We start from the raw sequence: 23,349 nt of genomic DNA on the forward strand, positions 1-23,349 counted from the left end.
CCGATCCGGCAGCAGCGGCTCGATCCTCGCCCACTGGGCGTCAGTCAACGACACACATCAGCCAACGATCAGATGATCCGAAGGAAACGGCCTAGCGTCCGGCTGTTCACGACGGCTTTCCATTCGTAGTCGCAGTTCGGCTTCTGGCACCGCCACAGGCACACGTCGTTGCAGCCGGGCGGCATCCGATCAGGGGTCTTGCCGGGATTAGTGAGGTTGGCTACGAATTCCTCTTCAAGATGTGGTGCCACATCAATCACCGACACCTCGGGTCCGGCCACAGCTCTCTGCCACAGCTGTGCGCCCTTCGTAAGCGCGGCGGTGACCTCGGCCGGTGTGAGCTGTCGCCAGGAAAGGCCGCGGCCTCGCAGTACGACACCTACTGCTTGTGCCCAGTCTTCGGGGTTCACCCCCGGGCCGGCCTCATGGTGCGCGAGGCCGTGCACTGGGACGGGTGGCAGGTCGCGGCTGCGGATGCGTTCCATGTCGAGTCCGGCGGCGAGTGCTGCCATCGTCTTCGCGGTGTCGCGCTCCAGGCTTCCTGGCCGGCTGTGGGTCCACTCCGGGTCCAGGTCGATGAGCAGGCCCGGGGCCGGCAGGGGCATGTAGAGGTCGAATCGGTCCTCACGGCGCCCGGGCAGACGGATGCGGTGGTCCAGTTCCACGCCGAGCCCGCAGGAGGCCTCGACGAGCATGGCGACGTTGCATTCGAACGGGGAGCGGCCGTGGCCGGTGCAGTCCGGGCATCCGCGTCCATTGGTGCGGTTGGCGAGCGTCCCCGGCCAGAAATGTCCTTGAGCGCACTCCCACTCGCACAGGTCATGAGACTGCGGACGCAGGCTGTCCGGACCACGGCCGGGACGGCTGAGGTTGCGGCGGAACTGCCGTGCCAGCGCAGGATCCAGAACGGCCAGCGATTCTCCCGGGCCAGGGGCCCGGTTGCGGCGCTTCCAGCACTCCGGGCAACCCGAGGGCTTGACGGTACGGGCGCGAAACTGGAACCGGGCGGGCCACTGGTGACCGCATCCTTGCGCCGAGCAGCGCCACTGGCAATGGTCCGTGGAGGACAGTCGCATGTCTTCCAGCGCCGTACCGGGGCTGGACAGGTTGGACACGAACTCGGCTTTCAGCCGCGCCCGAACTGCAGCCACCTCGGTAGCGCCTCGCCGTTTGCCCATGACTGCTGATCCTGACAGACGCCGCTGACAACAGCCGTCCATCGGCCCGGGTTTGGCTGCCGGGTACTCCACGGCGAAGCGAGAGCCGAGCGTGGGGCCAGGGGGCACGTTCGTTGTCCCGGTGGTTCCGCGTAATGGGCAGACTGCAGGTACATGCCGTGTTAAACATGCCTGTGTGCGTGTAACACGGGTGCTGATTGAAGGCTTCAGAGGTTGGGGACGCCTTGATGTGCGTCCCGGCAGTCATGTGTTGGTGGCGGGGGTGCCCCGCGCCGGACGCACCGACCTGATAACCGCCCTTGTCCGGGTCCTGGATCCGGATGCCGTGCGTGGCGCCACGCTGTCCGACCTGCATCAGCGGCCGGGCATCCTCGAGGGCGCTGACTCTGCACCGGCCGGAGCGGGCGATGACAACGCCGAGGGAGCACGAGCCCCGGCCGCCGATTTCGCCGGCACGCCGGATGCGGCAGAACAGGACGCGTCCGGCGATAACAGCCCCAGGGCACAGACTCCTTCTGCGGTGCTGCAGCGGGTGGAGGCTGCCCAGGTCGAGGTGACGCTGACCGATTTCGATCCGGATGTGCAGCAGTTGCTCGATGGGGTCCTGGAGCCGCTTGAGGACTCTGGGTGCGCGAGTGAGGGTTCTGATGCGTCTGCGGACGCTCCTCTGTGCGCGCGGCTGGCCTATCGCCTGAGCTATGACGAGGAAGCCGAGACTCTGGAGTCGGTGGTGTACTTCCCGGCGCGCAGCAACCCGGCGCTCGGCCAGTACGCCCGGGTACCGGCGGCCACCCGGCGGATGCTGCCGGTGGTCACCCTCGATGCCGGCCAGCCCCTGCAGTTGCGCGCCGGAGCCGGCTTGCGGCGCATCCTCGACGAGCGCGACGCCAAGGCTGGCGCCGCGGCGTTCGATGCGCTGGCCCAGGCCGTCGCGGAGGCCGTGTCAGCACTGTCGGCTAGCCCAGCCGTGGCCGAAGCCGTCAACGCGGTACTCGCGGTCGGCGGGACCGGGGAACGGCTCGGGGATGCCCAGCTCACGGCGGAGCAGGTCGGCTTCCGTACCGAGGACGGGTCGGTGGCCGCACTACTTCGGACACTGCGCGCGGCGCTGCACCTCGACGCCGGCGGCATGCTGGGGTTGGCCCAACACGGCAGCACGGTCAGCGCGGTGTTGTCGATGGCCGAGGCGATGCTGCTGGCAACTGTGCCCGGAGCCGTGGTGCTGGCCGATGACTTCGGTGATCAACTGGATGCGCCGGCCACCGAGCATCTGGCGGCCCTGCTGCGCGCCCGCTCTGGGCAGGTGTGGCTGTCCACCCGACGGCCGGAGGCCGCCCGGGCCTTCGAGCCCACTGAGGTCATCCGGCTGGTGCGCCACGGCGGCATCCGCTCCCACCATCAGCTGACCAGGATCACGGACCGCAAAGCGCTGGTCGCTATGCGGCAGTGGCACACCCAACTGCTGGCCGCTCTGACAGCCCCCACAGTCGCCATCACGGAGGGCCCCCACGACGTGGCCGTGCTGAGCATGGTCGACCGCCGCAAGCCGCCCTCCTCCCTTCCTCTTTCCGCCCACGGGGTGCGCCTGGTCGCCTCCGGCACCGGCGGCGAAGGAGGCATCAGTCAGATTCCCCGGGTCGCCAACCTGGCACGCCAATTGGGCTTCCGTGTCTTGGCAGTGATCGACCGCGACAAGGACGGCGCCCAGACCACCGGCGAGCTCGCCAAGATCCAGGCCGCGTGCGACGCGGTGGTCCGGCTGCCTCCCGGCGCCATCGAGCGAGCCATCGCCGACGGCCTCCCGCTGAAGGCGCTCGTCGAAGCCAGCGCCACACTCACCGAGTACGGCATTCCCGATCCCATGGGCGGCCAGCTCATAGAGAGCGCGGTGACCAACCTGTGCAAGGTAATCCACAAGCAAGGCCTGCACGAACAGTTCCTGGAAGCCCTCTACGCCACGCCCAACGCACCACACCCGCCGGTGATCTCCGTGACGCTGGCCCTCCTGGAAATGGCCGCCAACCCCTCCTACAGCGGGCAGGGTCTGATCGATGTGCCCACGGTGTCCCGGCCGGCAGGCGCCTGATGAGCTATCAGGCCCGCGAAGACCAGCGCTCGGTGATTGAGAGCGATGCGCCAGTGCTGGTGGTCAGCGGTGGCGCCGGCACCGGCAAGACGACAACCGCAGTCGCCGCAGCCCGCGCCCACCTGGAAGCGGCAGACGACAAGCTGCTCCTGCTGCGACAGGAAGCGTTCCGGCGCGGAATGCGCGCGCCTCTGCCCGCTCAGACGCGCGTGCTGTTTCTCTCCTTTTCGCGCACTGCCGTCGCCCAGATCATTGACCGTGCCGCGAACGTCATCGGAAACATGCGGCCGCGGCTGGAGGTGTCGACCTTCCACGGCTTCGCCTGGAGGGTCATCACAGGCTTCGGTGCGCACCACGGATATCCGCCCCCACAGAGCGTGCTCAGCCAAGCGAACCAGACCGTTCCCGGGGCCCCTCCCGGGCTGACCTACAACCAGTTGATGCCGGGCGCCAGCAGGCTGCTGGCGCTGGACAAGGTCCGCAACCACTACGCTGGTCGCTACTCCCTCGTCATCTGTGACGAGTTCCAGGACACCGACGCCACCGAGTGGGCGTTCCTGCAGCAGATCGCCCCCGCAGCGCGTCGCATCCTGCTGGGCGACGTCAACCAGAGCATCTACGAGGGATCCTTGAAACCCGGGGTTAATCCCGCCGCCCGGATCGCAGACGCCATGAGTCTGCCCGGCGCCCGCCGCATCGACCTGCAGGCCGCCAGCTACCGTGACCCCTCCGGTGTGCTGCCCGCGGCCGCGGAAGCCGCCCGCCAGCGCCGCTTCACTGACCCGGCCCTCCACTCAGCCGCCCAGCAAGGACGCCTGGCCGTCACACGTATCACTGACGACCACGGCTACGCACAGGTCATCGAACTTGCCCGGGCTGCCCGTCAGAAGAAGCACACCGTCAGCATCTTCACCCACACCAACATCGCCACCACCGCCCTGTCCGACGCCCTGACCGCGGCCGGTCTGGTTCACGAACAGGTCGGCTTCCCCGAGGCCCACGCAGAGGCGCTCTCCGCTCAACTCGCGCTCATCCAGTTCGCACTTGGTCAGAAGAGCGACCAGGTGCGCCGGGCGCTGGCGGTGTTCATCACCGCCAGCCTGCGCAGCAAGCAGCTCTCCCCGCTCGCATCCCAGGTGCTGAAGGGGTCCAACCCAGAGCTGGAACGGGCTCTGGGGCAGCTCGCTGAAGACCTGCGGTCAGCCGGACACGGCCCTAACGGCGACATCGACCGCCTCGCCGAGCTCGTCACCGGCGCCTACGCACGCATCGGAACCTTCCGTGGCCAGGAGGCATGGCTCCAGGCCGCCCCCACCACCCGACGCGCGCTGCGCCTGCTCAAGGAAGACCAGAGCATCACGGCGGTGACCGAGGAACTCCACCGTGCCCGCGACGAGACCCTGGTGGGCGACACCCGGCCGCGCCCACGTCCGATGCAGGTGATGAACCTCCACCAGACCAAGGGACGCGAGGCGGACACCACCATCCTGCTGCTCGCCGACGACGAGTACTACGGCCCGGAAGGCGAACCCTTCCCCAACGGCTCACGCCTGCTCTACGTTGTCATGACCCGCGCCCGCCACCAAGCGCACCTCGTCGTCCCAGCCAACTCCCACCCTCTGTGGGCACCTCTCATCGCCGCCCTGGAGTAGCCCTCCTTTCGCCAACAAGCCCGCCCGCCTGCTGCCACCCCCAAACGCCTTGGCCAAAGCGCCGGCCAAGCCCAGCGACTTGTGCAGCCCAGAACCAGCACTGAGGCGGTTCGCTCGGCTATCACGGTGTGAGCATCGTGACGCCGTGAGCCTGGGGCCCACGAACGAGCCCAGGCCGGAGTTGCCGCGACCACTGCTGCTGACGCAGTTCACCGGCCCGGGTCACAGGCGCCGCCTCGACGAAGGACGCGACGTCCTTAGCCCAGTTCGGCCTTCTGCCCGTCGGTGGCGGCTGGCGATTCTCGCTTGTAGTCGAGGCCCTCGGCCTCCGCGGCCTCGGCCTTGCTGGCCAACGCCGTCAAATCGGCGTCGACGGTGTCCAAGGGGTTGCCCAGCAGGGTCTCCAAGCGCCGTGATCGGTAGAGCATGGCCTGGACGGTAGTCCGCAGGCCACGCCCGTGGGGTGCCTGCCGATCTGTCGGCCGCAGATTGGAAAGGTGACATGACCCGAGTCGCATGCCGCGAACTGCCGAGTAGTGGTGATGATGGCCCGTATGCCGAATGCATCGTCGACGAGTCCGGCTCCGCGCGCCAAGGCACCGGCCCGGCTGCACACGTTGGTGTCCTTGCAAACCGTGCCTCCGCCGGTACATACGAGCGAGCAGCTATTGCCGCTGGAACGACTTGCCTGGGAAAACTTCGAACGGCTCTGCCTCCAGGTGGCGTTGGAGCGGGGAGCGGTCGAGGCGTCTACCGACTATGCCGACGGTGACACCGTCACCGGCCGCATGAGTACCTTCGACGCTCAGGCTCAGGGTGGCCTGTACGGCACACGCGGGCAAGAGCAGCAGGGCATCGACCTGTACGTCCGCCTGCCCGACGGCCGGGATGGGGACACTCACGGGGAACGTGTATATCTGAGTCTGCAGTCGCGACGGATCCAGTCGCTGACGGCGGGGCGTCTCAAGGACGCGGTCACCGATTTTTTGGCCGGGAGCTGGGCTGGTGTCAGCCGCGTCTTCGTCTACGCCACCAGCCTATCCGCCGTGCCGCAGAAGGTGGCCGACGAGGTCAGGCGGCAGCGGGTCCGCCTGAAACGCGCGGGCATCACCCTCGAGATGTGGGATGCCGAACACCTCTCCCGCTGGCTGAAGCGGCATCCGCAGACCGTGCACGACTTCTTCGGCCGGGCCTGGGTTGAAGAACTGTTCGGAGCCGAGCAGAGTGCCGCGTTCCGCACTCGGCTCGACGCGCAGCAGGTGGCCGAATTACACGAACAACTCGGCAACTTCTACGCCACGTTCTTTGCCCGCACCGACTCCGGGGCGGCCACCCTGCACCACATCGAAGGCCGACTGGACTTGCGGAAGCGGTATGTCCTTCCCGACGTACTTCCGGCCCTCCCCTCCAGCCGCTGGACCACCGCCGAAGGGGGCATCGACTCCATCTCGGCTCAGCCAGGCATGTCCTCCACCGCCTGGTATCGCAAGGCCCAAGAAGGTGCCTACGGATACCGCTCCGCGGAGCGGGCCACGGCGCTCACACCGCCTGCCGGCCCCGACGATACCCACCCGCAGAACATGGTCGCGGGCGCCGGCGGGTCGGCATGGGCCGGCGAGGCCACCGGGATCCGCACGGCGCCGGATATCTGGCTTGCCGGTGCCAGCCGTCATCTGCTGGTCGGGGATCCGGGCTCGGGCAAGAGCAGCCTGCTGCGTTTTGCCTTGCTGGACCTGTTCGCCGACTCCCCCGCTCTGCCGCGCTGGGCCGAACGCTTCGGCAACCGGCTGCCGTTGTGGTTCCCCTTCCACTTCTTTACACGCCGCCTGACCCGCCATGACGGTGCCGAGGCTTCGCTAGCGGCGACAATGCGAGCCTGGCTGGAGCAGTACGACGTCGAGCGGCTGTGGCCGCTGGTGCGCCAGGCACTGGACGACGACCGGCTCCTGCTAATCATCGACGGTCTCGACGAATGGGCGACCGAGAGCGCCGCCCGCCAGGCCCTGACCGCACTGGAGACGTTCTTGGACCAGCGTGGGCTGCCCGCCGTGGCCTCCACCCGCCCCTACGGTCTGCAGCGGATACTGCCGCTCAGGGCATGGCAGTACGCCACCTTGGCCCCGCTGTCTGCTTCCCAACAGCGTGAGCTGGTCAGCCGCTGGTTCGCCGCCGCCCCGGACACGGCCCCGGTTGGTGGGGCATCCATCCAGGCGCAGGCCGACGCGTTCGTGAAGGAAATGGCCAGTGTGCGGGACCTGCGCCACCTCGCCCGGGTCCCGCTGTTCTTGGTGCTGCTCACCGGGATGAAGCTGGCTGGCATCCCCCTGCCAAGACGGCGCTTCGAGGTATACGCGGGAGCCATCGATCATCTGCTGCGCGAGCATCCCGCCCAGCGGGGCGCGGCGGCGGGCGTTACTGCCGGCGATCCCGCACTGCACGAGGGGGATGTCCGTCAGGTGCTGGCGCAGGTGGCTCTGACACAGCAGCTCCGAGGTGATGTGCAGACGGTGCCCGAACCCGAGGTCCTGCGAGACGTCATCGCCGCTTTGTGTGATCCCGGCCATCTGGCCCTGGACGCAGCAGCGGCCGGAAGACTGGCGCGCGGGTTCGTGGAGATCGCCGAGGGACAGCTGGGCGTGCTGGTCCGGCACGGCCCGCGCGACATCGGCTTCTTGCACCGAGTGCTGCTGGAGCAGCTGGCGGCCGAACACGCCGCGCAGCGGCTTTCCTTCGATGAGCTGCGCCATCTGTTCGCCCAGCACGCCGCGGACCCGCGCTGGCACGAGGTGCTATTGGCCATCCTGTGGCAACTGCAACGCACTGAGGAGGTCACTCAGCTGATGGGCGATCTCGCCCGGCAGGCGGCCGGGCCCGAGCCGGCCGCGCTGGCCGTGCGTGAGGTGTGGGCCCAGGCCGTGTTCGGCGGCTTCAAACTACCCGCGCCCCAGGCCCGTGAGCACGCCGCCACGATCACGGATGTGATCGATCGGCACCCGCTGGTGTCCCACCGGCAGCGTCTGCTGTCGGCCTGCCTGACAGGGCTGGACGACCCCGCAGTACGCCCCGTGGTCGTGCGCTGCCTGCCACGCTGGGTGCTGGCCACTCCACCGCTGCCGTCGGACGTTTTCTACCAACTGAGCCGGGTCGTGGGGGATGCGCAACTGCCTGAGCCGGTGTGGCCGCTGATGTTGGCGGCGCTGAGGGCGGAAAATGTCGACACCGCACTTGCGTCAGCACTGCCGCTGGCCACCCGCTACGGGAGCAACCGCGGCCACCCTCAGGTGGTGGAGGCGCTGCTGGCGGCGCTTCAGGAGGCGGCCACTGCCGACCACATGGCGGCGATTTTGCTGGCGCTGCTGCTGGGCTGGCCCGAGGACGACCGTGTCGCGGCGGCCGCCGAAGCGGCCCGCCAACAACAGGTGGTGGGGCTGCGGTTGGTCGTGCTGGCGGCCGTCCTGGGCGTCCTGCCCGGCCAGGATGGCGACTGCATCCAACACAGCGCCACCGGTGGCGACGTACCCGACGTGACGAGCAAGGAACGCACGTGGCTGGCTGCCCAACTCGACAGGGAAGACCTCGGAGACAACCTGTGGAAGCCATTGCTCGCCAAGACGCTGGTGGCCGCTTTCTGCGAGCATCCCGTCGAGGCCGAACAACTGCGGGACGTCTGCCGTGACATCGTGTCCGCCCAGCCACGCCGCTACGGCGAGCGGGGACTGGCCTGGAGTGTGCTGCTGCAGGGGTTTGCGCAGGACCCTGCGATCAAGGCTCACGTGTGCACCGCTCTGATCGAGGATCCGGGCCGGATTAGGTTTCTTGGCATCCAACCCCTCACCCATGCATATCGCGGCGACACTGATCTCACCGCAGCCATCGAAGAGCTTCTGGAGCGTGACCCGGCCGCTTTCCACGGCAACGAACTACATGCCCTGGCCGCCGTCGGCCAGGGCCCACGCCTGCGGTCCGCCCTGCTATCGGAGTTGACCACTAGCAGCTTCCCGCACTGGGCGGCCAGTGCCCTCGCCACGCACTGGGCCGACGACGAGGAAGTGCAGGAGGGGCTGCGCGCCTTGCTGCACGGCGAGCCGGGCCGCGCATCGCTGGTGGCCAACACGGCCGTGCAGGTCCTGGGAGCCCAGGCCGCGCAGGAGCGGCTGTCCACGCTTCTTGCCTCTGCCCCGCAGGCGACTGGCCGCTTCCGCCGTGAGATCGTCATCCAGGCACTGCTGGAAAGCTGCCAGGCGCGCTCCATGGTCTCGGGGCCGGCGGCCGAACGGATCGCCGAGGCGAGCCTGTCGGCCTTGGAGCAACCCGCCAATCAGCATGAGGCTATGGCCGAAGCCGCAGTGATTGCCGTGCTGCCGACAACCACCGCGGCCCGTGCCCGCGCTCACCGCCTGCTTCAGGAACCGCACAGTCCGCTGCCCGCGCTGCTGACCGGCTACGGCAACAGCCCCGACACCCTGCAGCCGGTACTCGACCGGCTGCGCGCCACACACCCGACGCTGCCCGCATCGGCTCGCCTGCATCTGTGCACCATGCTGCGCGACCATCCCGGCGATAGTGCTCTGGTACGCCAACTGACCATGCACTGGCCCGAGGAGCCGCACCCCGTGGTCCGTTCCGCCGCCTCTGCGGCGTTCCATACCCACCTGCTGCACGATCACATCCGCGGAACTCTGCCGGCACCGGAGTGGCAGACGGCCCAGCAGGTCATCCGCCAGCAAGCCTCCGCCGGCGGCTACGACAACTGGCCTGGCCGACGCCCCGCCTGGCTGGGCGCTCTGCTGACTGACCAGCTGCACCTCCTGGACGATCTGATCGACTACGGCGGCGGCCCGGTCCAACTGCCCCTGGGCGATGTCCTCACCGCCGACCACGACCTGCTGACGCTCAGCGAAATCGCCGACCGCTGGCCCGCCCTGCGGGCACACTTCGGTGACGCTCTTCTGACACGCCTGACCGGCGACATGCTCTCCAGCAGCCGCGACACGGCCTGGCCCTACCTCGCCCTAGTCGCCGACCGCCACCCACAACTGGCTCAGGACTTGGCCGACGCCATCGCCGCACAACGAGACCTGCTCGAGCACGACTCAGTGCTCGCCTGGTACGCCCACAGCCACCGTGGGGAACCCGAACTGCTAACCGTACTGCTCGACAACCTCGGCAGCCGCCAACACGACCACCACGATGTCGCCGTTCTGCTGCTGGCCGAGCCCACGCTGCTCGGACTCGACCCCGAAACGGTCCGCAGCGCGCTGCGCGGCACACTCCACCGCGCAGGCAGCTACCCACCGCCCGCCTCCAACGCGTTCCGCGCCCTGGTCACTGGCTTCCCCGACGACCCCGCCGTGCAGGACACCTGGACCGCCACCCGGCACAAGCGCAGCCTGCAAGGGCGAGTCGAGGTGGACGTCTCGGTCTACTACCCGCTGGTCTGCGCGGGTGTGCCGGCCGCCGAGCTGGTGCAGCAGGTGGCCCACGACAGCACGTGGATCACCACCCATCTCACCGACGCCGTCGACCCGCCGTTCGCTCAGGCCGTCATCCGCCGGCTCCAGCGCGACCCCGAGGCGCGTGCCCACGTGGAAGCCGCCCTCACCCATACCGACAGCGTCGACACCTGGACCGCGCAGCTCGCCGCCCTCGCCGCCGCCGCCACTCCCCTTCCCTTCCACGTACTGGACAACCTGAAGATGCGGCTTCAGCACCAGCAGGGCTTGCAACTGGCCGACGCAGTACACGACTTCACCACCGCAACCGACCTGCCCGTCCCCATCCTTCTGCTGCGCATCCTGGGTTCCGCCCCGGGCATCTGACACGGCAACCCCTGCCAGACCTAGACCAGCCAAAACACCGTCGGCCTGCTGGCTGCCGCCTCCGCCGTCCTGCGACCGAGCGCCAACGCCCCCGGGAAGACGTGCTGGCCTCAGTCCCGCCCAACCACACCAGCAGACTTGGCACAACCTCGCAAAGCTCGTCCGCCTCACGCGCATTCACATGCTGCCCCGCCCCATGCGCGCCTCCCTTCCAGTGCTCCCCCACCTGCTACCCGTCAGATACGCCCCCGGAATCAGCTAAAGGGATTCTCATTGCAACTGCAGCCGTCTCACCCAAGACGCAGCATCGCTGGTCACAGCCCAGAGAAGCCTCGGACCGGAGCCGGATATCTGTCGCATTCCACCTGTAGCACAGCAGGTCAGAAAGCTGCGTTCACTGCAACTCAGCTGAGACATCACACAGTTCCGGACGCTCGCGGTGAAGGTACGCGGCTGACGGGCGGCTGACCAGGGGTTTCCCCATGGACGGGACGGTTCCGTTCGCGTACGGTCCCGTTCGCGACGGCCGCGCGGCCGCGCCGGCTCCTCGGGGAGGGGAGCCGATCACCCGTGGGGGTTCGCTCGACCATGCTCAAGCTCCGCAATCCGAACGGCTTGTCGTACGCCGTCATAGCCCTGCTCGCGGGCAACATCGCCTTCGACCTGTTGCTCGGCGTGATCGATGGCCGCAGTCTGTCGGCCGACGCCATGGACTTCTCCGATCCGGCCAGGTTCGGACAGCTCGACCTGAACGTGGCGTACAGCATGGCGTTCACGCTGTACGTGGCGACGGGGATCGTCTTCATCATCTGGTTCCACCGGCTGCGGATGAACGCCGAGGTGTGGGCCGGCGATCTGCAGAGCCGTGGCAAGGGCTGGGCCATCGGCGGCTGGTTCATCCCGATCGGCAACCTGTGGATTCCCCGGGGGATCGCCGCCGACATCTGGCGGGCCAGCCGCCGGCAGCCGTACGCCGCCGACGGCGCCAGGGAGATGGTGCTGCTCAATAGCTGGTGGACCTGCTGGGTCGCGGCCATCGTGGTGGACCGGCTCGCCGCGCAGCTGTCCAAGCGGGCGGAGACCGTCGAGGCGTACACCACCGCGACCTGGTGGTCTCTCCTGGGCTACGGCCTGGACATCGTCGCCGCCGTCCTCGCCATCTTCTTCGTCCGACGCCTGACCGCAATGCAGCACCTCAAGGCCACCGGCATGATTCCGGCCGCGTAGTGGGAAATCAGGCCAGGTGGCGCAGTAAGAGGCAGTGCCGCGACCGCGCCGGGAGGCCTCGATAAGTCTGTTGGAACTGATCGACCGGGCCGACGGGTGGCCGCCGCATGGCTGCGGCGCCCCCGTCCTCTCCGTCCGTACCGAACCATGCCCTCTGCCGGCGGAAGCCCGTCGGCATCGAGGATGGGGGCACCCCAGTCACGGCCGGGGAGCCCCCGTACCCTCGAGCAGGACATCACCTGAAGGTGATGTCCGAGTGGAAACCGCCCTTCTTGGGAATCTCGTGGACGTACTCGGACCGGCGACCTGAACGGCATCTCCATCCACCGCCGCCGAGGCGCGCGAGGCGGTCGGCTAGCCGCCACGGTGCGGCAGGGGCGTGCCGGTGAGGGAGGGTTCGATCTTCCACATCCGCTCGGCCCGCGCGATGGCCACCCGCCGGCCTTGCTCGCGCTCCTGGGCTTCGAGTTCGGTGATCTCGTGGCGGAGTTCGGGGCGCTGGTAGTCGAGCCAGGCGAGGACGGCGCGCTTCTTCTCCAGGTGCTCGGGGATCGGCATGTCCTGCACGGCGCCCTGCCTCCTTCTGCCCGGCCGCGGTGAGGGTCGGCAGGGCGTCGGGGTGGTTCTTCTGCTTCATGCGGGCCTTCACCACGTCGTCGCTTTGCCGGATCCGCGAGTGCGGCGGCCCTGGAGAAGCTGGGCTGGAGCCGGCTTCGCTTCCTGCGCAAGGCGACGGGACGTGACCCGGTCACCGGGGAGGAAGCGGCGGGAGTCGACCGCCTGGGTGTCCGTTGGCTGACGTTGGGCTGAGCGTGGCCTTGCGACATGATCAGTGCATGACCGAGATCGTGCTGATGTCAGATCCGAGGATCGCGGCGATCCCTGTGGTCGACTGCGGTGAAGAGCTCCGCGATGTCCGGCTGCAGGAGTCTGTCGCTGTCGACCTACGTAAGGAAGACCCGTCGGGGGCTTTCGCGCACCTGCGGGATGGCGTGCTGGCCCGTCTTCTGGATGCCCAGAGGTTGCTCCCGGATGGCGTCCGTCTGCTGTTCATCGAGGGGTTCCGGCCGGCCGCCCTGCAGCGCTTCTACTTCGAGCATTACGCCGACGAACTGCGGGCCGGCAATCCGGGCTGGTCGGCGGACCAGGTACGCGGCGCCGCGAGCCGCTACGTGTCGCCGCCCGAGATAGCTCCTCACAGTGCGGGCGCGGCGGTGGACCTCACGCTCATGTCCGCGGATGGGCGGGAACTCGACATGGGGACGCGGGTGAACGCCAGTCCGGAGGAGAGCGACGGCGCCTGCTATACGGACGCCCGCGACGTCGCGTCTGGGGCACGCGGCAACCGGCGGATGCTCGGAGATGCTCTGACTGCCGCGGGTTTGGTCAACTATCCGACGGAGTGGTGGCACTGGTCGTACGGCGACCGGTACTGGGCTCATGCCACTGGCGCAGAACACGCGATCTACGGGCCGCGGGAGTGGGCTTGAGTCTCCCGTAAGGGGAGATGTGAAGGTGAGGTCATGGACGACGGCACCCTCTGCTCAATCGGTGAACTGGCTCAACGCACGGGGCTGACGGTCAAGGCCATCCGCTTCTGTTCCGATCGCGGGATCGTGGTGCCGGCCGACCGCACCCCCGCCGGCTATCGCCGCTATGGTCCTGACGCCGTCGCCCGACTGACCCTGGTGCGGACGCTGCGCGAACTCGGACTCGGCCTCGACGTGATTCGGCGGGTCGTGGAGCGAGAGCTGACACTCGGCGACGTCGCGGAGCAGCACGCGGCCGCGCTGGAAGTGCGGATCGCCACCCTGCGGCTGCAGCGGGCGGTGCTGGTGGCCGCGGCCAGGCGCAGACCCACCTGTGAGGAGATGGAACGCATGCACCAGTTGGCCCGGCTCTCCCAAGCCGAACGTCGACGACTGATCGATCGCTTTCTCGACACCGTCTTCGAGGGGCTGGACGGCGGTCCGGGCTGGCACGCCGCGGCCCGGAGCTCCATGACACCGGAACTGCCCGAGAACCCCACAGACGCACAGGTCGAGGCATGGGTGCAGCTGGCGGAACTGGCGCTGGACCCGGATTTCCGCGACCGTGTGCGGGGAGCGACCGAGAGGTACGCGGCAGATCTCTCCGAGAGCGGATCCACGCCACCGCGCCCGGATGTCGTCGCCGTCGTCCGTGACCTCGCCGCAGCCGCCGTCGAGTCGGGGATCACCCCGGAAGCGCCGCAGGCCGACCCTGTCGTCAGGGAGCTCACCGCCGGGTGTGCGCGCACCCTCGGCCGCGTCGGCGACACCGAACCCCACCTATGGCTGCTGCCGCGTTTGGAGGCCGCGAAGGATCCGCGTCGAGATCGGTACTTCCACCTGCTGGCGGTCATCAACGACTGGCCGGCCCCGGAGCCTCTGACGCCGGCACTCGACTGGTCCGTCACGGCGTTGCGGTCACGGGCAGCACGATGACACGACACCTTCACCAGACGGGAGTCCGGCGCGGACCGGCCCCGGACATCGCCGCAGCTGCCACGTACGCTCCGCCGATGGACGAGATCTCCGCCCCGCTGGAGGCAGCCGCCACGCCCTTGGCGCCCGCTCTCCTTCTGCGCCGGTGGAACCTTATGGACGCTGCCGGCCTGGTCGAGCTGTACCAGGACAGCGCCCTGCGTCGCTGGACAAGTGCGGCCCTCGACGACGAGGCGGGCGCCATGCGATGGGTGCGGGATCAGCAGAAGGGATGGCATGCCGGCAACCGCTTCTCATTCGCCGTTGTGGAGAGCGGAACTCCGGGTCGGTCTGAGGAGTTGGTGGGCCATGTGGTGCTCAAGCGTGGTGCTCCTGGTGCTCCGTCGGCCGAGGTCGGTTACTGGACGGCGGCACACGCCCGGGGCCGGGGAGTGGCGCCCAGGGCGCTGCGGGCGTTGACGGAGTGGGCCGTTACCGCCTTCGCGGGAGAGGGGCTGGAGCGACTTGAACTCCTGCACCAGGTGGACAACGGCGCGTCCTGCCGCGTCGCACAGAAGTGCCGGTACGAACTGACCACGCTCCTGCCCGCAGCACCGCCTGCGTTCCCTCTCGAAGGCCACCGCCACACATGGGCGCGCAGTTTCCTGGCCACAGACAGTTGACGTCGACTCCCACACCATTCAGGAGCCGAAGACTGGTCGGCACACCGACCGGTCCGCCGCGGCCGTGGTGTCCGCCGCTGCTGATCACTCTGGTGTGAGGCGGCTGTGAGGGATAGCGGGAATGCCCAGGTCGACAGGGGGCAGCTGATGCGAACGGTGGACCTGGGACCGCTTGGAACGCAGGAACGTCACGGTCGGCTCGATGCCTTCGACCTCGCCCTTCCCACCCTGGGCGAGAGCGTGCTCGCGGCGGGCACCAGGTCGTCCTCCAGCTCGTCCTGCCGGGGCAGCATCGTCGGGTTGACCGAGAGCATGGGACATCTGATGCAGGCGTGCGCATGGACCTCGTGCTCCGGGGCTTCGACCGCGGCTTCGACTGGCTGCGGACTGACCTCTCCCAGGGCGCGGGGGCCGGGGATACACCTTTCCGTGACGAGCACGGTGGCGTTGTCGGCCTCCGGTTCGGGCAGCGCCCCGGCGCGGAAGAGGGCGCCTTCGAGCAAGGCACGTGGCTTCCGAGTCCAGGGGAAATTCCCCCGTGGGGAGCGGACCATCTGGTGGAGTATGAGCGGATGAACAACTCAGTGTTCGCTGCGTCGGCGGCGGATCTGACGATCGAGCGCATCCGTGCCCTCGCTGCGCGGCTGGACCAGGTGGAGAGCCTGACTGATAGTCGGCGTGAGAATGACTTGGCTCTTCGCCACTCGTATCAGCACCAGCCCGTCACCGCATGACAGTGTGAACTACCAGGTCATTGGGGCTACACCGCTGACGACCAGAGGACGGATCTCCACTGACACTCCCCCACCGACCATCAGTAGGCGGGAAGACACGGGCGCACCACTAGTGCGGCGGCTCGATGCCGCGAGGTCATCCCTCACCCGAGACGCGGACGCAGGCTTGGAGGGCGGCCCGGTGGTACTGCCCCCAGAGCTTTGGGCACCGGGCCTGACCCGCGCACTCCATACCGGCACGGCTGCCGCCGACCCTACGGGACTGTCACAGGGGCCGAGGGGTCCGGGGCGGCACGTCCACCTGACGGCCTGTCGAAGCACGGACTAGAGCGTTCCTGGGAGTCGGCTCAAGACTGACCTGGCACTCCGGTCGCGACTGTCAGCACCAACCCGCCAGCAGTTCGCCGGGGCTACACCACTGACATCCAGGTGACCACTCCCCACCGACACCCCCACGCAGACCATCACATCGCATCCTGGAAGTTCAACAGCCTTTACTCGACGTACGGTTGGCGTGATCTTGCGTAGTCTTGGCCTTCGCGTAGTGGCCCCGCGGTACGCGGAAGGCCCCTGGGGGACGACAAGCGCAGGTGGCGCCGGGTGACCGCACATGCAACGGGAGACATCGTGACGACCCATACGCACATGCGACGCGTGCGCGTCAGTACTACTCCGCTCCGCCAACGAGGCGCTCTTGCGCTCCTCCTCGCCACCCTCTCCACGGTCAGCGCCTGCACGACCAGCGAGCCGACGTCGCAGAAGCCGACGTCGCCCCCCTCTTCATCGTCCCCGGCCCCGCCGACCGCAACGAAGGAGACACCGGAGGAGGCAGCGAAGAAGGAGGCCATCGCGGCCTACCAGGCGTACTGGACCGAACTACCCAAGGCGTTCGCGGTGCCGGCGGTCGAAGGCACGGACCTCAAGCGCTACGCCGCTGCCGAGGCTCTCAACGGCCGGCTCATGACCGGCAAGCCAGTTCTCAGCAACCTCACCGTGACCGGCACGGAGCTGGAGAAGAAGACCCCCAACGCCTCGGTCTCCGTCTGCCTCGACGTCTCCAACTGGAAGTTCACCGACAAGAAGACCGGAAAGCCGGCCCCGGTGGCCTCCGGCGCGGTGAGCAAATACGTCATCACCAGCCTGCTAGAGCGCTGGGACGGTTCGTGGAAGGTCCTCAAGTACGAGCTGCACGCGGATCAGCCGTGCTAAGGGCCGTCCCGTAAACGATCTCCGTCTCAGGAGCGTCGGGGGTAGTCAGGGTGATCGGCGTAAGGTGACGCAAGGTCGAGTAGGTCATCGCATGGCCAGGTCTCGCCGTCGTACTGGCAGTCATCGCGGTTGTCCCACGGTAGTTCGGGGTCGCCCGTGGCAGGACTGAGCACATGGCGGGCGAGCACGCGTCGCTTGGCCTCGACCTCCCGCAGGACGCGAGCCGGGTGGTGCGGCGCAACGTGTAGGGCGATCGTGGGATGGAAGCCGGAGAGTTCTCCTTGGCAGAAGTCGATCGTGTGCCCGTGAGCGGTCCACTCCCCGCAGCCGTCACCGTCGCAGCGTCGGGCCAGGTCTGCCTCCTCATCCAGCCGTGCGTGGAGGAACGTCACCAGGTCTTGGCTCATGGGGTCATCCTGGACGATGTGCCAGGCCCGGTCGCCTGATTTCCATGCTGTGGGCAGGACGGAAACAGGACCACAACAAGTGCCACAAGCAAGTCCGGGCCCGCGTCGAGCACGCCTTCGCACGCATGAAGACCTACAAGATCCTGCGCGACTGCCGCCTCCGCGGCGACGGCGTCCACCACGCCATGCTCAGCATCGCCCGCCTGCACAACCTCACCCTCGCCGGGTAGGCGAGTCCGCTCGCCCTGAGCCGAGCACGTCCCGACCAGCCGGAAGATTATTTATGGGACAGCCCTTAACGAAGCGTCTGCACGTGATTCCGGTCAGAGACGCCGTTCACTCTGCCTCTGTAGGCACCACACGTAGTACCACTTGTTGTCTTCCACAGGGCCCTTTGACTTGTCAGCAAGCATTGCCTGCGCCCAGCCCAGGGCACCTCCCCCAGCCCCACCCACAAGTCCAGTCACATACTCTTTGAAGACGGCCCCGTACACTGCGGCCAGGACCACCGTCACCCCTGCCACCACGGCCCCCGTTGTCGCAAAGGCGCGTTGTCGACTCAAAACGCGCATGGTGGATTCCAGCTCGCGAACCCCCTCCTCAATCTCAAAACCCACATCCCGCAGAGCACGGTCCATCTGCTCCGCGTCCACAGCCTCATCCAGGGCATTGAACTCGCGACGCAGAAAAGTACGAAACCCCCGAAATGAGTTGAACTCACCCTCCGTAATCTTGCTGAATTCCCCCAGAGAAACCCCTTCAATGAAGGGGATGTCCATGGCAACAATTGGGCGGACCATCCGGTTCATCTCTGGCCGTGTCTGTGAAACCTCGACCAGTCGGCCATCCCGCAAAAGGTAATCGACAGCCGACGACTGCTCGCGTGGAGGCTCTATCCACTCACCGTCAACGATCGAAAGAGCGGAAATTGTAGGCAGGTACGTGGTGAGGCCCATGCGAAGCAGCCCCTCCGCGTCAAGAATCCACCGTCCCAGGGACGCGAGATCTGGGCAGTGCATCCCATATGTAATTGATCTCAAGTTCTCATCGCTGTCAAAGTCGCTTATTGCCCGGAAGTTCTTAGTTCCGATCTCATGAAGACCGGAACCGGGTGCATGGGACATGAGCAGCGTGTCAGATATCAGCGTCACTCGCTTAGTGACAGCAGCGAGGTCTTCTGTTTCCTGGGAGGAGACGTGTACGGAATACCGCTCCCCTCCGCCAGGTGGCCGCCACGGCCCCCATAGACCGTCTCCCCGCGTAAAGAACATCCCGTACTTGCGGGCTACGCTCTCAGAATCAAGGCTAGTGATACCGCGTTTCCTGAAGAACTTCCTCATCTGCTTCGCGACTTCAGGGCTCTGAACCCTTACATCCCTCTGGCGTCTCCACATTCACGCAGGATCCATCACTACACACAGGCCGTCTAGAGCACGACGAGATGTTGATCAGAGTCGATCCGCACGTAGACCCCTCCCCTCAATTTTCGCTCGCGGTTCGCTCCATCACCGTCACCCCACGACGCCAGGGCGGCTGCGTCGACCAGGTGCACCGTCAGCATCAGGCAGTCACCGCCTTGGTCAGCAACATCTGTCGCGCACCCACCACCCACGGGCGCATGCCGCTGAACTGGGTGGGCTGTGCGACGCTGGCGGTCCGGCCGGCGCGCCGACGACGGTCCGCCAGGCGGCGCCTCACAGCACGCCGCTGCAGCTTCCGGCGGACCCATACGAGGAAAGCGATCCTGGTCACCTCACCATTGCCGCACGCCAGGGCCTATTGAGCCGAAGCTCAGTAGTTGTCACCGGCAGAGCCGGATGACGTGGCGAACGGGACCGAGAAACAGCATGGTTGTCACCAACGAGGCACGCGGCTTGTCACACATGCTCATTCAGCAGCCTTTTGTCACGAGTACCGCGACTGGCTCCGTTGACGAGAAGCGCTGCCCGTCGGCTACGGCGCCAGTGATCACTCCACAGTCAGTAAGAAGACCACTGTGCCCAGGCCGAGGAAGAGCCCGACCAGGACGGCCGCGATGGCGAGCGTGCCGGCGACACGGGCAATCAAGAGGCCCCAGAACTCCGCCGGCCGTCGGGAGTGTCGGTGCGCCAGTCTGACGGGATGTCGACGCTTCCCTCGGCGATGGCGGGCGCGGCTCTGTGCACGTCCCCTGGGTGGAAGTAGTGGTAGGTCGGCTCCGCCCCCACGTGCCCCGGCCTTCCCCGCCGACCCTGCGGACGCGGACTTCCGCACGATAGGCGACGCCCGGCAGCCAGTTCTTACGCACCGGCCACAGCTTCGCGACCTCGTCACTGCCAGGCCTTCCGGACCGTCAGGGGCACGCACGCGCCGACACCCCGCCGGAAGGATGAGGACCTGCTGCCGGTCGGCGAAGAGGCCGACCGCGGTCTTCTCATTGGCCACGGGGGGATTCCCGCGAGGAGTCAGGGACGCACGGCACCTTCATGGATTTGCTGAGATGCGGGTGCCGAGGCTGTCAGCAACTCCTCCGGAACCGCGCGTACGCCACTACGCCGGTGACAACATGCCTGCCTCTGTGGCAACTTTCGCGCTTCGGCTCACGAAGGCGAACCGGTACGCGGAGGACGGACTCGGGTCAGGCGCCGATGCCGACGGAGGCGACGTAGGCGTAGGCGGCGTAGTCGGAGTCGAGGTCGGTGATGACGTCGTCCCAGATCTCGTCCATCAGCTCGTCGTCCTGGTCGGCGTAGGCGTCGACCAGGTCGTTCCAGATGTACCGGACGGTGATCGTGCGCTGGGAAACGCCGGGGCGCCGGCGCTGTTCGGGCACTTGGGTCTGGTCGACCGGGTAGATCTCCATTCGACGGCCCCGGCCGTCGTTGTCCAGGTGCCGCTTGAGCCAGCCCGAGCGGATCAGGTTCGCTCGGCGGCGTTCCCAGTAGGCGCTGTCGACGCGCTCCAGGTTCGCCTTGGAGGGTTTGGTCTTGCCGCGCATCCACGACTTGATCGTCCGGGGGGTGACGCCCTGGTTCTTCAGGGCTTCGCGGCCGGCCGTGCTGTCGAGGTAGCGCAGGCGGGCGGCGAGTCCGCGGTGGGTGGTGACGGGCGAGGTGATTCCGGAGGAGTAGACGATGCGGTTCAGCTCCTGGATGAGCGCTTCTCCGCCTTTGATGCCTCGGGCGTTGTATTTGCCGAAGTCGCCCCAGCGGCCCCACAGTTCCGAAGAGCCCGGCATCAGCGCTTACCCCCGAGGATGTAGGTGTCTTTTTCCTTGACCTGGTTTAGTTCCCGGCCCTCCGGGAAAACAGTTCGCCAGTCCCCCGCGACGTGGAGTTCGTCGGTGCCGGAGATCTCGACGACCTGGAGGCCCGAGCGGTGTGCTTTGTGGGCTTTCATCCAGAGGTTCGCGAAAGCTTTGGCGCGGATGATGTGCATCCAGTCCGGGCGGCGGATTTCCCGGTTCGCGCTGGACTCGCCAATAGTCGACACGAACTTAGAATACATGGCCTTCACATAAGCCACCGTCAGTTCGTCACCCTCGGCCAGAGCGTTCTTGCGGGATTCGGCCAGGGCGCGGCGGAGTTTTTCCAGGAGAGCTTCCGAGGCGCCTGAGACCAGGGAGCGGTGGATCGTGGGGGTGTCGGCCAGGCCCTGGCGGGCGCTGTCGAGCAGGAGGCGGAGCGTGGACTCGGTCACCCATAGTTCGCCGGGCTCGATCCGGTGTCCCAACGGGTCGGGCAGGTCGGTGTGTTCCCACGGGGCTGGGGTGATGAGGTGGACGCCGGCCTTCTTCGGGTCATGGAGGCCGCTGGTGTCCTCGCGGAGCTGGCCGATCGGCAGCCAGCACTTCAGCGCCGACAGGTAGGCCGCGTTCATGTCGAGCGCGGTCACCTCGATCCGCTCGCCCCTCTTCGCCGCCGTGAAAAGCTCAGGGTTACGCCACTTGGGGCGGCCCTCCCAGATATCGTCCGCGCCCTTCTGCGATTTTTTGCGGAGGATTTCCGCGGTGGGCGGGAATTCCGAATGCTCGTACCGTCCGCCCACTCGGGACGATTTCAGCAGCGTCATCACGTCCGGAATCGCGGCCTTGATCAACGCGGCCTGCGCGGCATCGACGTCACCGGAGCTCTCGGCCAGGACCTCGTGCACCCGGTCGGTGATCTGCTCCACCAGCGTGAGGGAGGCGTAACCGGGGGCGGACTGGCGCGAGTTGACCGGAGCGGAGGACGGCGCGGTCGGGGGCGGCGGAGCGGCGGGCGGGGCGGCGACGGGAGTGGGCGGAGCGGTCGGGGGTGTCTCGGCCGGAGCCGGCGGGGCAGGCGCCGGGGCCGGCAGGGCGGGCGGGGTCGGCGTCGCGGGCACGGGGACGGGGGCGGCGTCCGCCGCAGCCGGGGCGTCGCCGGAGGCGGACGGCACGGCGACCTCAGCCTGGTGGACGTCGGCCGCGAGGGCCGGGCAGTCGGCGGGGTCGAGGTGCTGGGGGTAGCCGTCGACGTCGTCGTACGCCGGCTCGCCGCACAGCACACACCGCCCCACCGGGTCGCGTTCCACCAGGCCCAAAGCCGGGGCGGGAGCGGCGGGCTGACGGTCCGGCAGAGAGGCCTGGGCGGGCGGTACGGCGAGCGGGGGCAGGGTGCCCGGGACAAGGCTCGGGACCGCGCCGTGGAGGACACCCACGGCATGCGTCGGCCCGGCCAGGAGGTCGAGGGCGTGGAGCCGGTAGTGGGCGGCCAGGAGGTCGACGTCTTCCAGGGACCAGTGGGCGCGGCCGGACTGCTTGCGGGACACCTGGGCCTGCGACTGCCCCAGCCCCGCGGCCAGGTCACCCTGACGCTCACCGGTCCGCGTCATCAACGCGGCCACCGTCAGCCGCAGGATCTCCTCGGTACTCATCACGGCGACCATCCTAGTATCCAGCATGCTGAATCCGCATCAGGATTGCGGATATTGACCATTCGAGGTGTCGGGATGGTGGGATGGCGCGGTGTCGCCTTGCACCCCGAGGCGTGCCGTGCGGCGAGTGGCAGCACCCGTGACGGGCTTCGCGGCCCGGAGACGACAGACTCCAGGGAGGGGCATCGCCCGCGCCCAGCACTATCTGCTCGACACGGCGACTGGCTGGTTCATGGCCGGCCTCCATCGCCGGCCCGCGAACGGCGGCCGGCCAATCCGTCTCATCCGGTGGCACAGAAGCATCCCGGCCCGTTCTGCCCGATGACTGGTCCCGCTCAGGCAGGACGAAGCCGCCGGAGCACGAACTCCGACGGCCGGCAGAGGGCTCGAACAACCACGTTCGTGACGACGAAGTAGCCCGGACTCACCCACCCGTCCTCTTTACTCACGAGCCCCGGACCGTCCTCGCTGTAGTGGCGAAGCGACATCCGGCGCAACAACGGAGTCCCAGCCACCAACAGAACCGGAGCGGCGACGACCGCACCGACCGTCACGCCGAGCCGGACCGCATGGGTCCGGGCCACGCCCTCTATCCGCATCTCTCCAGCCTGCCGATCAGAAGAGCCTCGTCCACCGCTCTCACGGAATGTGCGCCCGAACTCGCTGAAGTGAACGAAGACAGCCTGGGATGCCGCATGGCCGGACGGAATCCCAGCCACGGTCATCACCCGCCACATCCGGTACCAAGGCACCCCGGCGCCCACCGCCCTGACCCCGCTAACCCCACCACTTCGCTCAGGCGGGTTCACGTGCCCTGACGTCCGACCTCACGCCCTGATCCCGCGCGGACCGCGGTCAGCCAGGGCGTCCACCGTCCGGCGGCACAGCAGACCACCCGGAGCGTCAACGACGATGCGGCGGGCGGGCCTGGCCGACGGCCGCGTGCGCGTTCCAGACGTCGCGCTTCGCACACCACGGGCCGGGAGCCGGGTTCGGGCCCGGCGGGCTTCTGCGGGTTCCGATCAACACAAGGCC

16 protein-coding genes and 1 pseudogene are annotated in these 23,349 nt (G+C 67.8%); 10 read left to right on the top strand and 7 right to left on the bottom strand.

Annotated features, from left to right (window positions below):
* Window positions 1-68: 68 nt before the first annotated feature.
* Complete coding sequence (locus ACWCO8_RS17105) at window positions 69-1,178, bottom strand: zinc-ribbon domain-containing protein (protein WP_451032863.1); 1,110 nt, start codon at window positions 1,176-1,178, stop codon at window positions 69-71.
* Between the two features lie 190 nt (window positions 1,179-1,368).
* Here ACWCO8_RS17105 and ACWCO8_RS17110 point away from each other — a divergent pair, with 190 nt between their 5' ends.
* Together ACWCO8_RS17110 and ACWCO8_RS17115 are read left to right on the top strand one after the other, a co-directional pair.
* Window positions 1,369-3,264 carry a hypothetical protein gene (locus ACWCO8_RS17110; protein ID WP_451032864.1) on the top strand — a complete coding sequence of 632 codons (1,896 nt, stop codon included), beginning with the start codon at window positions 1,369-1,371 and terminating at the stop codon, window positions 3,262-3,264.
* Complete coding sequence (locus ACWCO8_RS17115; protein WP_451032865.1) at window positions 3,264-4,916, top strand: UvrD-helicase domain-containing protein; 1,653 nt, start codon at window positions 3,264-3,266, stop codon at window positions 4,914-4,916. The genes ACWCO8_RS17110 and ACWCO8_RS17115 overlap by 1 nt, the downstream gene beginning before the upstream one ends.
* A 257-nt stretch (window positions 4,917-5,173) precedes the next feature.
* Here ACWCO8_RS17115 and ACWCO8_RS17120 read toward each other — a convergent pair whose 3' ends face one another.
* Complete coding sequence (locus ACWCO8_RS17120) at window positions 5,174-5,344, bottom strand: hypothetical protein (RefSeq protein ID WP_451032866.1); 171 nt, start codon at window positions 5,342-5,344, stop codon at window positions 5,174-5,176.
* Between the two features lie 126 nt (window positions 5,345-5,470).
* Here ACWCO8_RS17120 and ACWCO8_RS17125 point away from each other — a divergent pair, with 126 nt between their 5' ends.
* Together ACWCO8_RS17125 and ACWCO8_RS17130 are read left to right on the top strand one after the other, a co-directional pair.
* Window positions 5,471-10,735 (top strand): NACHT domain-containing protein, encoded by a 5,265-nt coding sequence (locus ACWCO8_RS17125; RefSeq protein WP_451032867.1) that lies wholly within the window; start codon window positions 5,471-5,473, stop codon window positions 10,733-10,735.
* A 570-nt stretch (window positions 10,736-11,305) separates the two neighbouring features.
* Window positions 11,306-11,962: a DUF4328 domain-containing protein gene (locus ACWCO8_RS17130; protein WP_451032868.1), complete on the top strand. Its 657-nt coding sequence runs from the start codon at window positions 11,306-11,308 to the stop codon at window positions 11,960-11,962.
* A gap of 354 nt (window positions 11,963-12,316) precedes the next feature.
* Here the strand turns inward: ACWCO8_RS17130 and ACWCO8_RS17135 are convergent, their stop codons facing one another.
* A complete protein-coding gene (locus ACWCO8_RS17135; protein WP_451032869.1) occupies window positions 12,317-12,529 on the bottom strand; it encodes a hypothetical protein in 213 nt (70 codons plus the stop codon).
* Between the two features lie 269 nt (window positions 12,530-12,798).
* On the opposite strand from ACWCO8_RS17135, the gene ACWCO8_RS17140 reads away from it, so the two are divergent.
* From ACWCO8_RS17140 to ACWCO8_RS17160, 5 genes are all read left to right on the top strand, one after another.
* On the top strand, window positions 12,799-13,452 hold the full coding sequence (locus ACWCO8_RS17140; RefSeq protein ID WP_451032870.1) for a M15 family metallopeptidase: 654 nt from the start codon (window positions 12,799-12,801) through the stop codon (window positions 13,450-13,452).
* Between the two features lie 33 nt (window positions 13,453-13,485).
* Window positions 13,486-14,427, top strand: a complete 942-nt coding sequence (locus ACWCO8_RS17145) for a MerR family transcriptional regulator (RefSeq protein WP_451032871.1) — start codon at window positions 13,486-13,488, stop codon at window positions 14,425-14,427.
* Window positions 14,428-14,504: 77 nt separating this feature from the next.
* A complete protein-coding gene (locus ACWCO8_RS17150) occupies window positions 14,505-15,089 on the top strand; it encodes a GNAT family N-acetyltransferase (RefSeq protein WP_451032872.1) in 585 nt (194 codons plus the stop codon).
* A 338-nt stretch (window positions 15,090-15,427) separates the two neighbouring features.
* On the top strand, window positions 15,428-15,823 hold the full coding sequence (locus ACWCO8_RS17155; protein ID WP_451032873.1) for a hypothetical protein: 396 nt from the start codon (window positions 15,428-15,430) through the stop codon (window positions 15,821-15,823).
* A 627-nt stretch (window positions 15,824-16,450) separates the two neighbouring features.
* Complete coding sequence (locus ACWCO8_RS17160) at window positions 16,451-17,032, top strand: hypothetical protein (RefSeq protein ID WP_451032874.1); 582 nt, start codon at window positions 16,451-16,453, stop codon at window positions 17,030-17,032.
* A 26-nt stretch (window positions 17,033-17,058) separates the two neighbouring features.
* On the opposite strand, the gene ACWCO8_RS17165 is transcribed toward ACWCO8_RS17160, so the two are convergent.
* Window positions 17,059-17,439, bottom strand: coding sequence for a DUF6221 family protein (locus tag ACWCO8_RS17165; RefSeq protein WP_451032875.1), 381 nt, complete (start codon window positions 17,437-17,439; stop codon window positions 17,059-17,061).
* Window positions 17,440-17,501: 62 nt separating this feature from the next.
* On the opposite strand from ACWCO8_RS17165, the pseudogene ACWCO8_RS17170 reads away from it, so the two are divergent.
* Window positions 17,502-17,669 (top strand): annotated as a pseudogene (locus ACWCO8_RS17170) (transposase); the annotation flags it as partial.
* A gap of 93 nt (window positions 17,670-17,762) precedes the next feature.
* Here the strand turns inward: ACWCO8_RS17170 and ACWCO8_RS17175 are convergent.
* The 3 genes from ACWCO8_RS17175 to ACWCO8_RS17185 all read right to left on the bottom strand — a co-directional run bounded on the left by ACWCO8_RS17175 (window position 17,763) and on the right by ACWCO8_RS17185 (window position 22,314).
* Window positions 17,763-18,833, bottom strand: a complete 1,071-nt coding sequence (locus tag ACWCO8_RS17175; protein WP_451032876.1) for a hypothetical protein — start codon at window positions 18,831-18,833, stop codon at window positions 17,763-17,765.
* Between the two features lie 1,223 nt (window positions 18,834-20,056).
* Window positions 20,057-20,656, bottom strand: a complete 600-nt coding sequence (locus ACWCO8_RS17180) for a hypothetical protein (protein WP_451032877.1) — start codon at window positions 20,654-20,656, stop codon at window positions 20,057-20,059.
* Entirely contained in the window at window positions 20,656-22,314 is a 1,659-nt protein-coding gene (locus ACWCO8_RS17185) for an acyltransferase (protein WP_451033317.1), read from the bottom strand. The genes ACWCO8_RS17180 and ACWCO8_RS17185 overlap by 1 nt, the downstream gene beginning before the upstream one ends.
* Between the last annotated feature and the right edge of the window lie 1,035 nt (window positions 22,315-23,349).

The organism is Streptomyces sp. NPDC001927 (assembly GCF_053594455.1).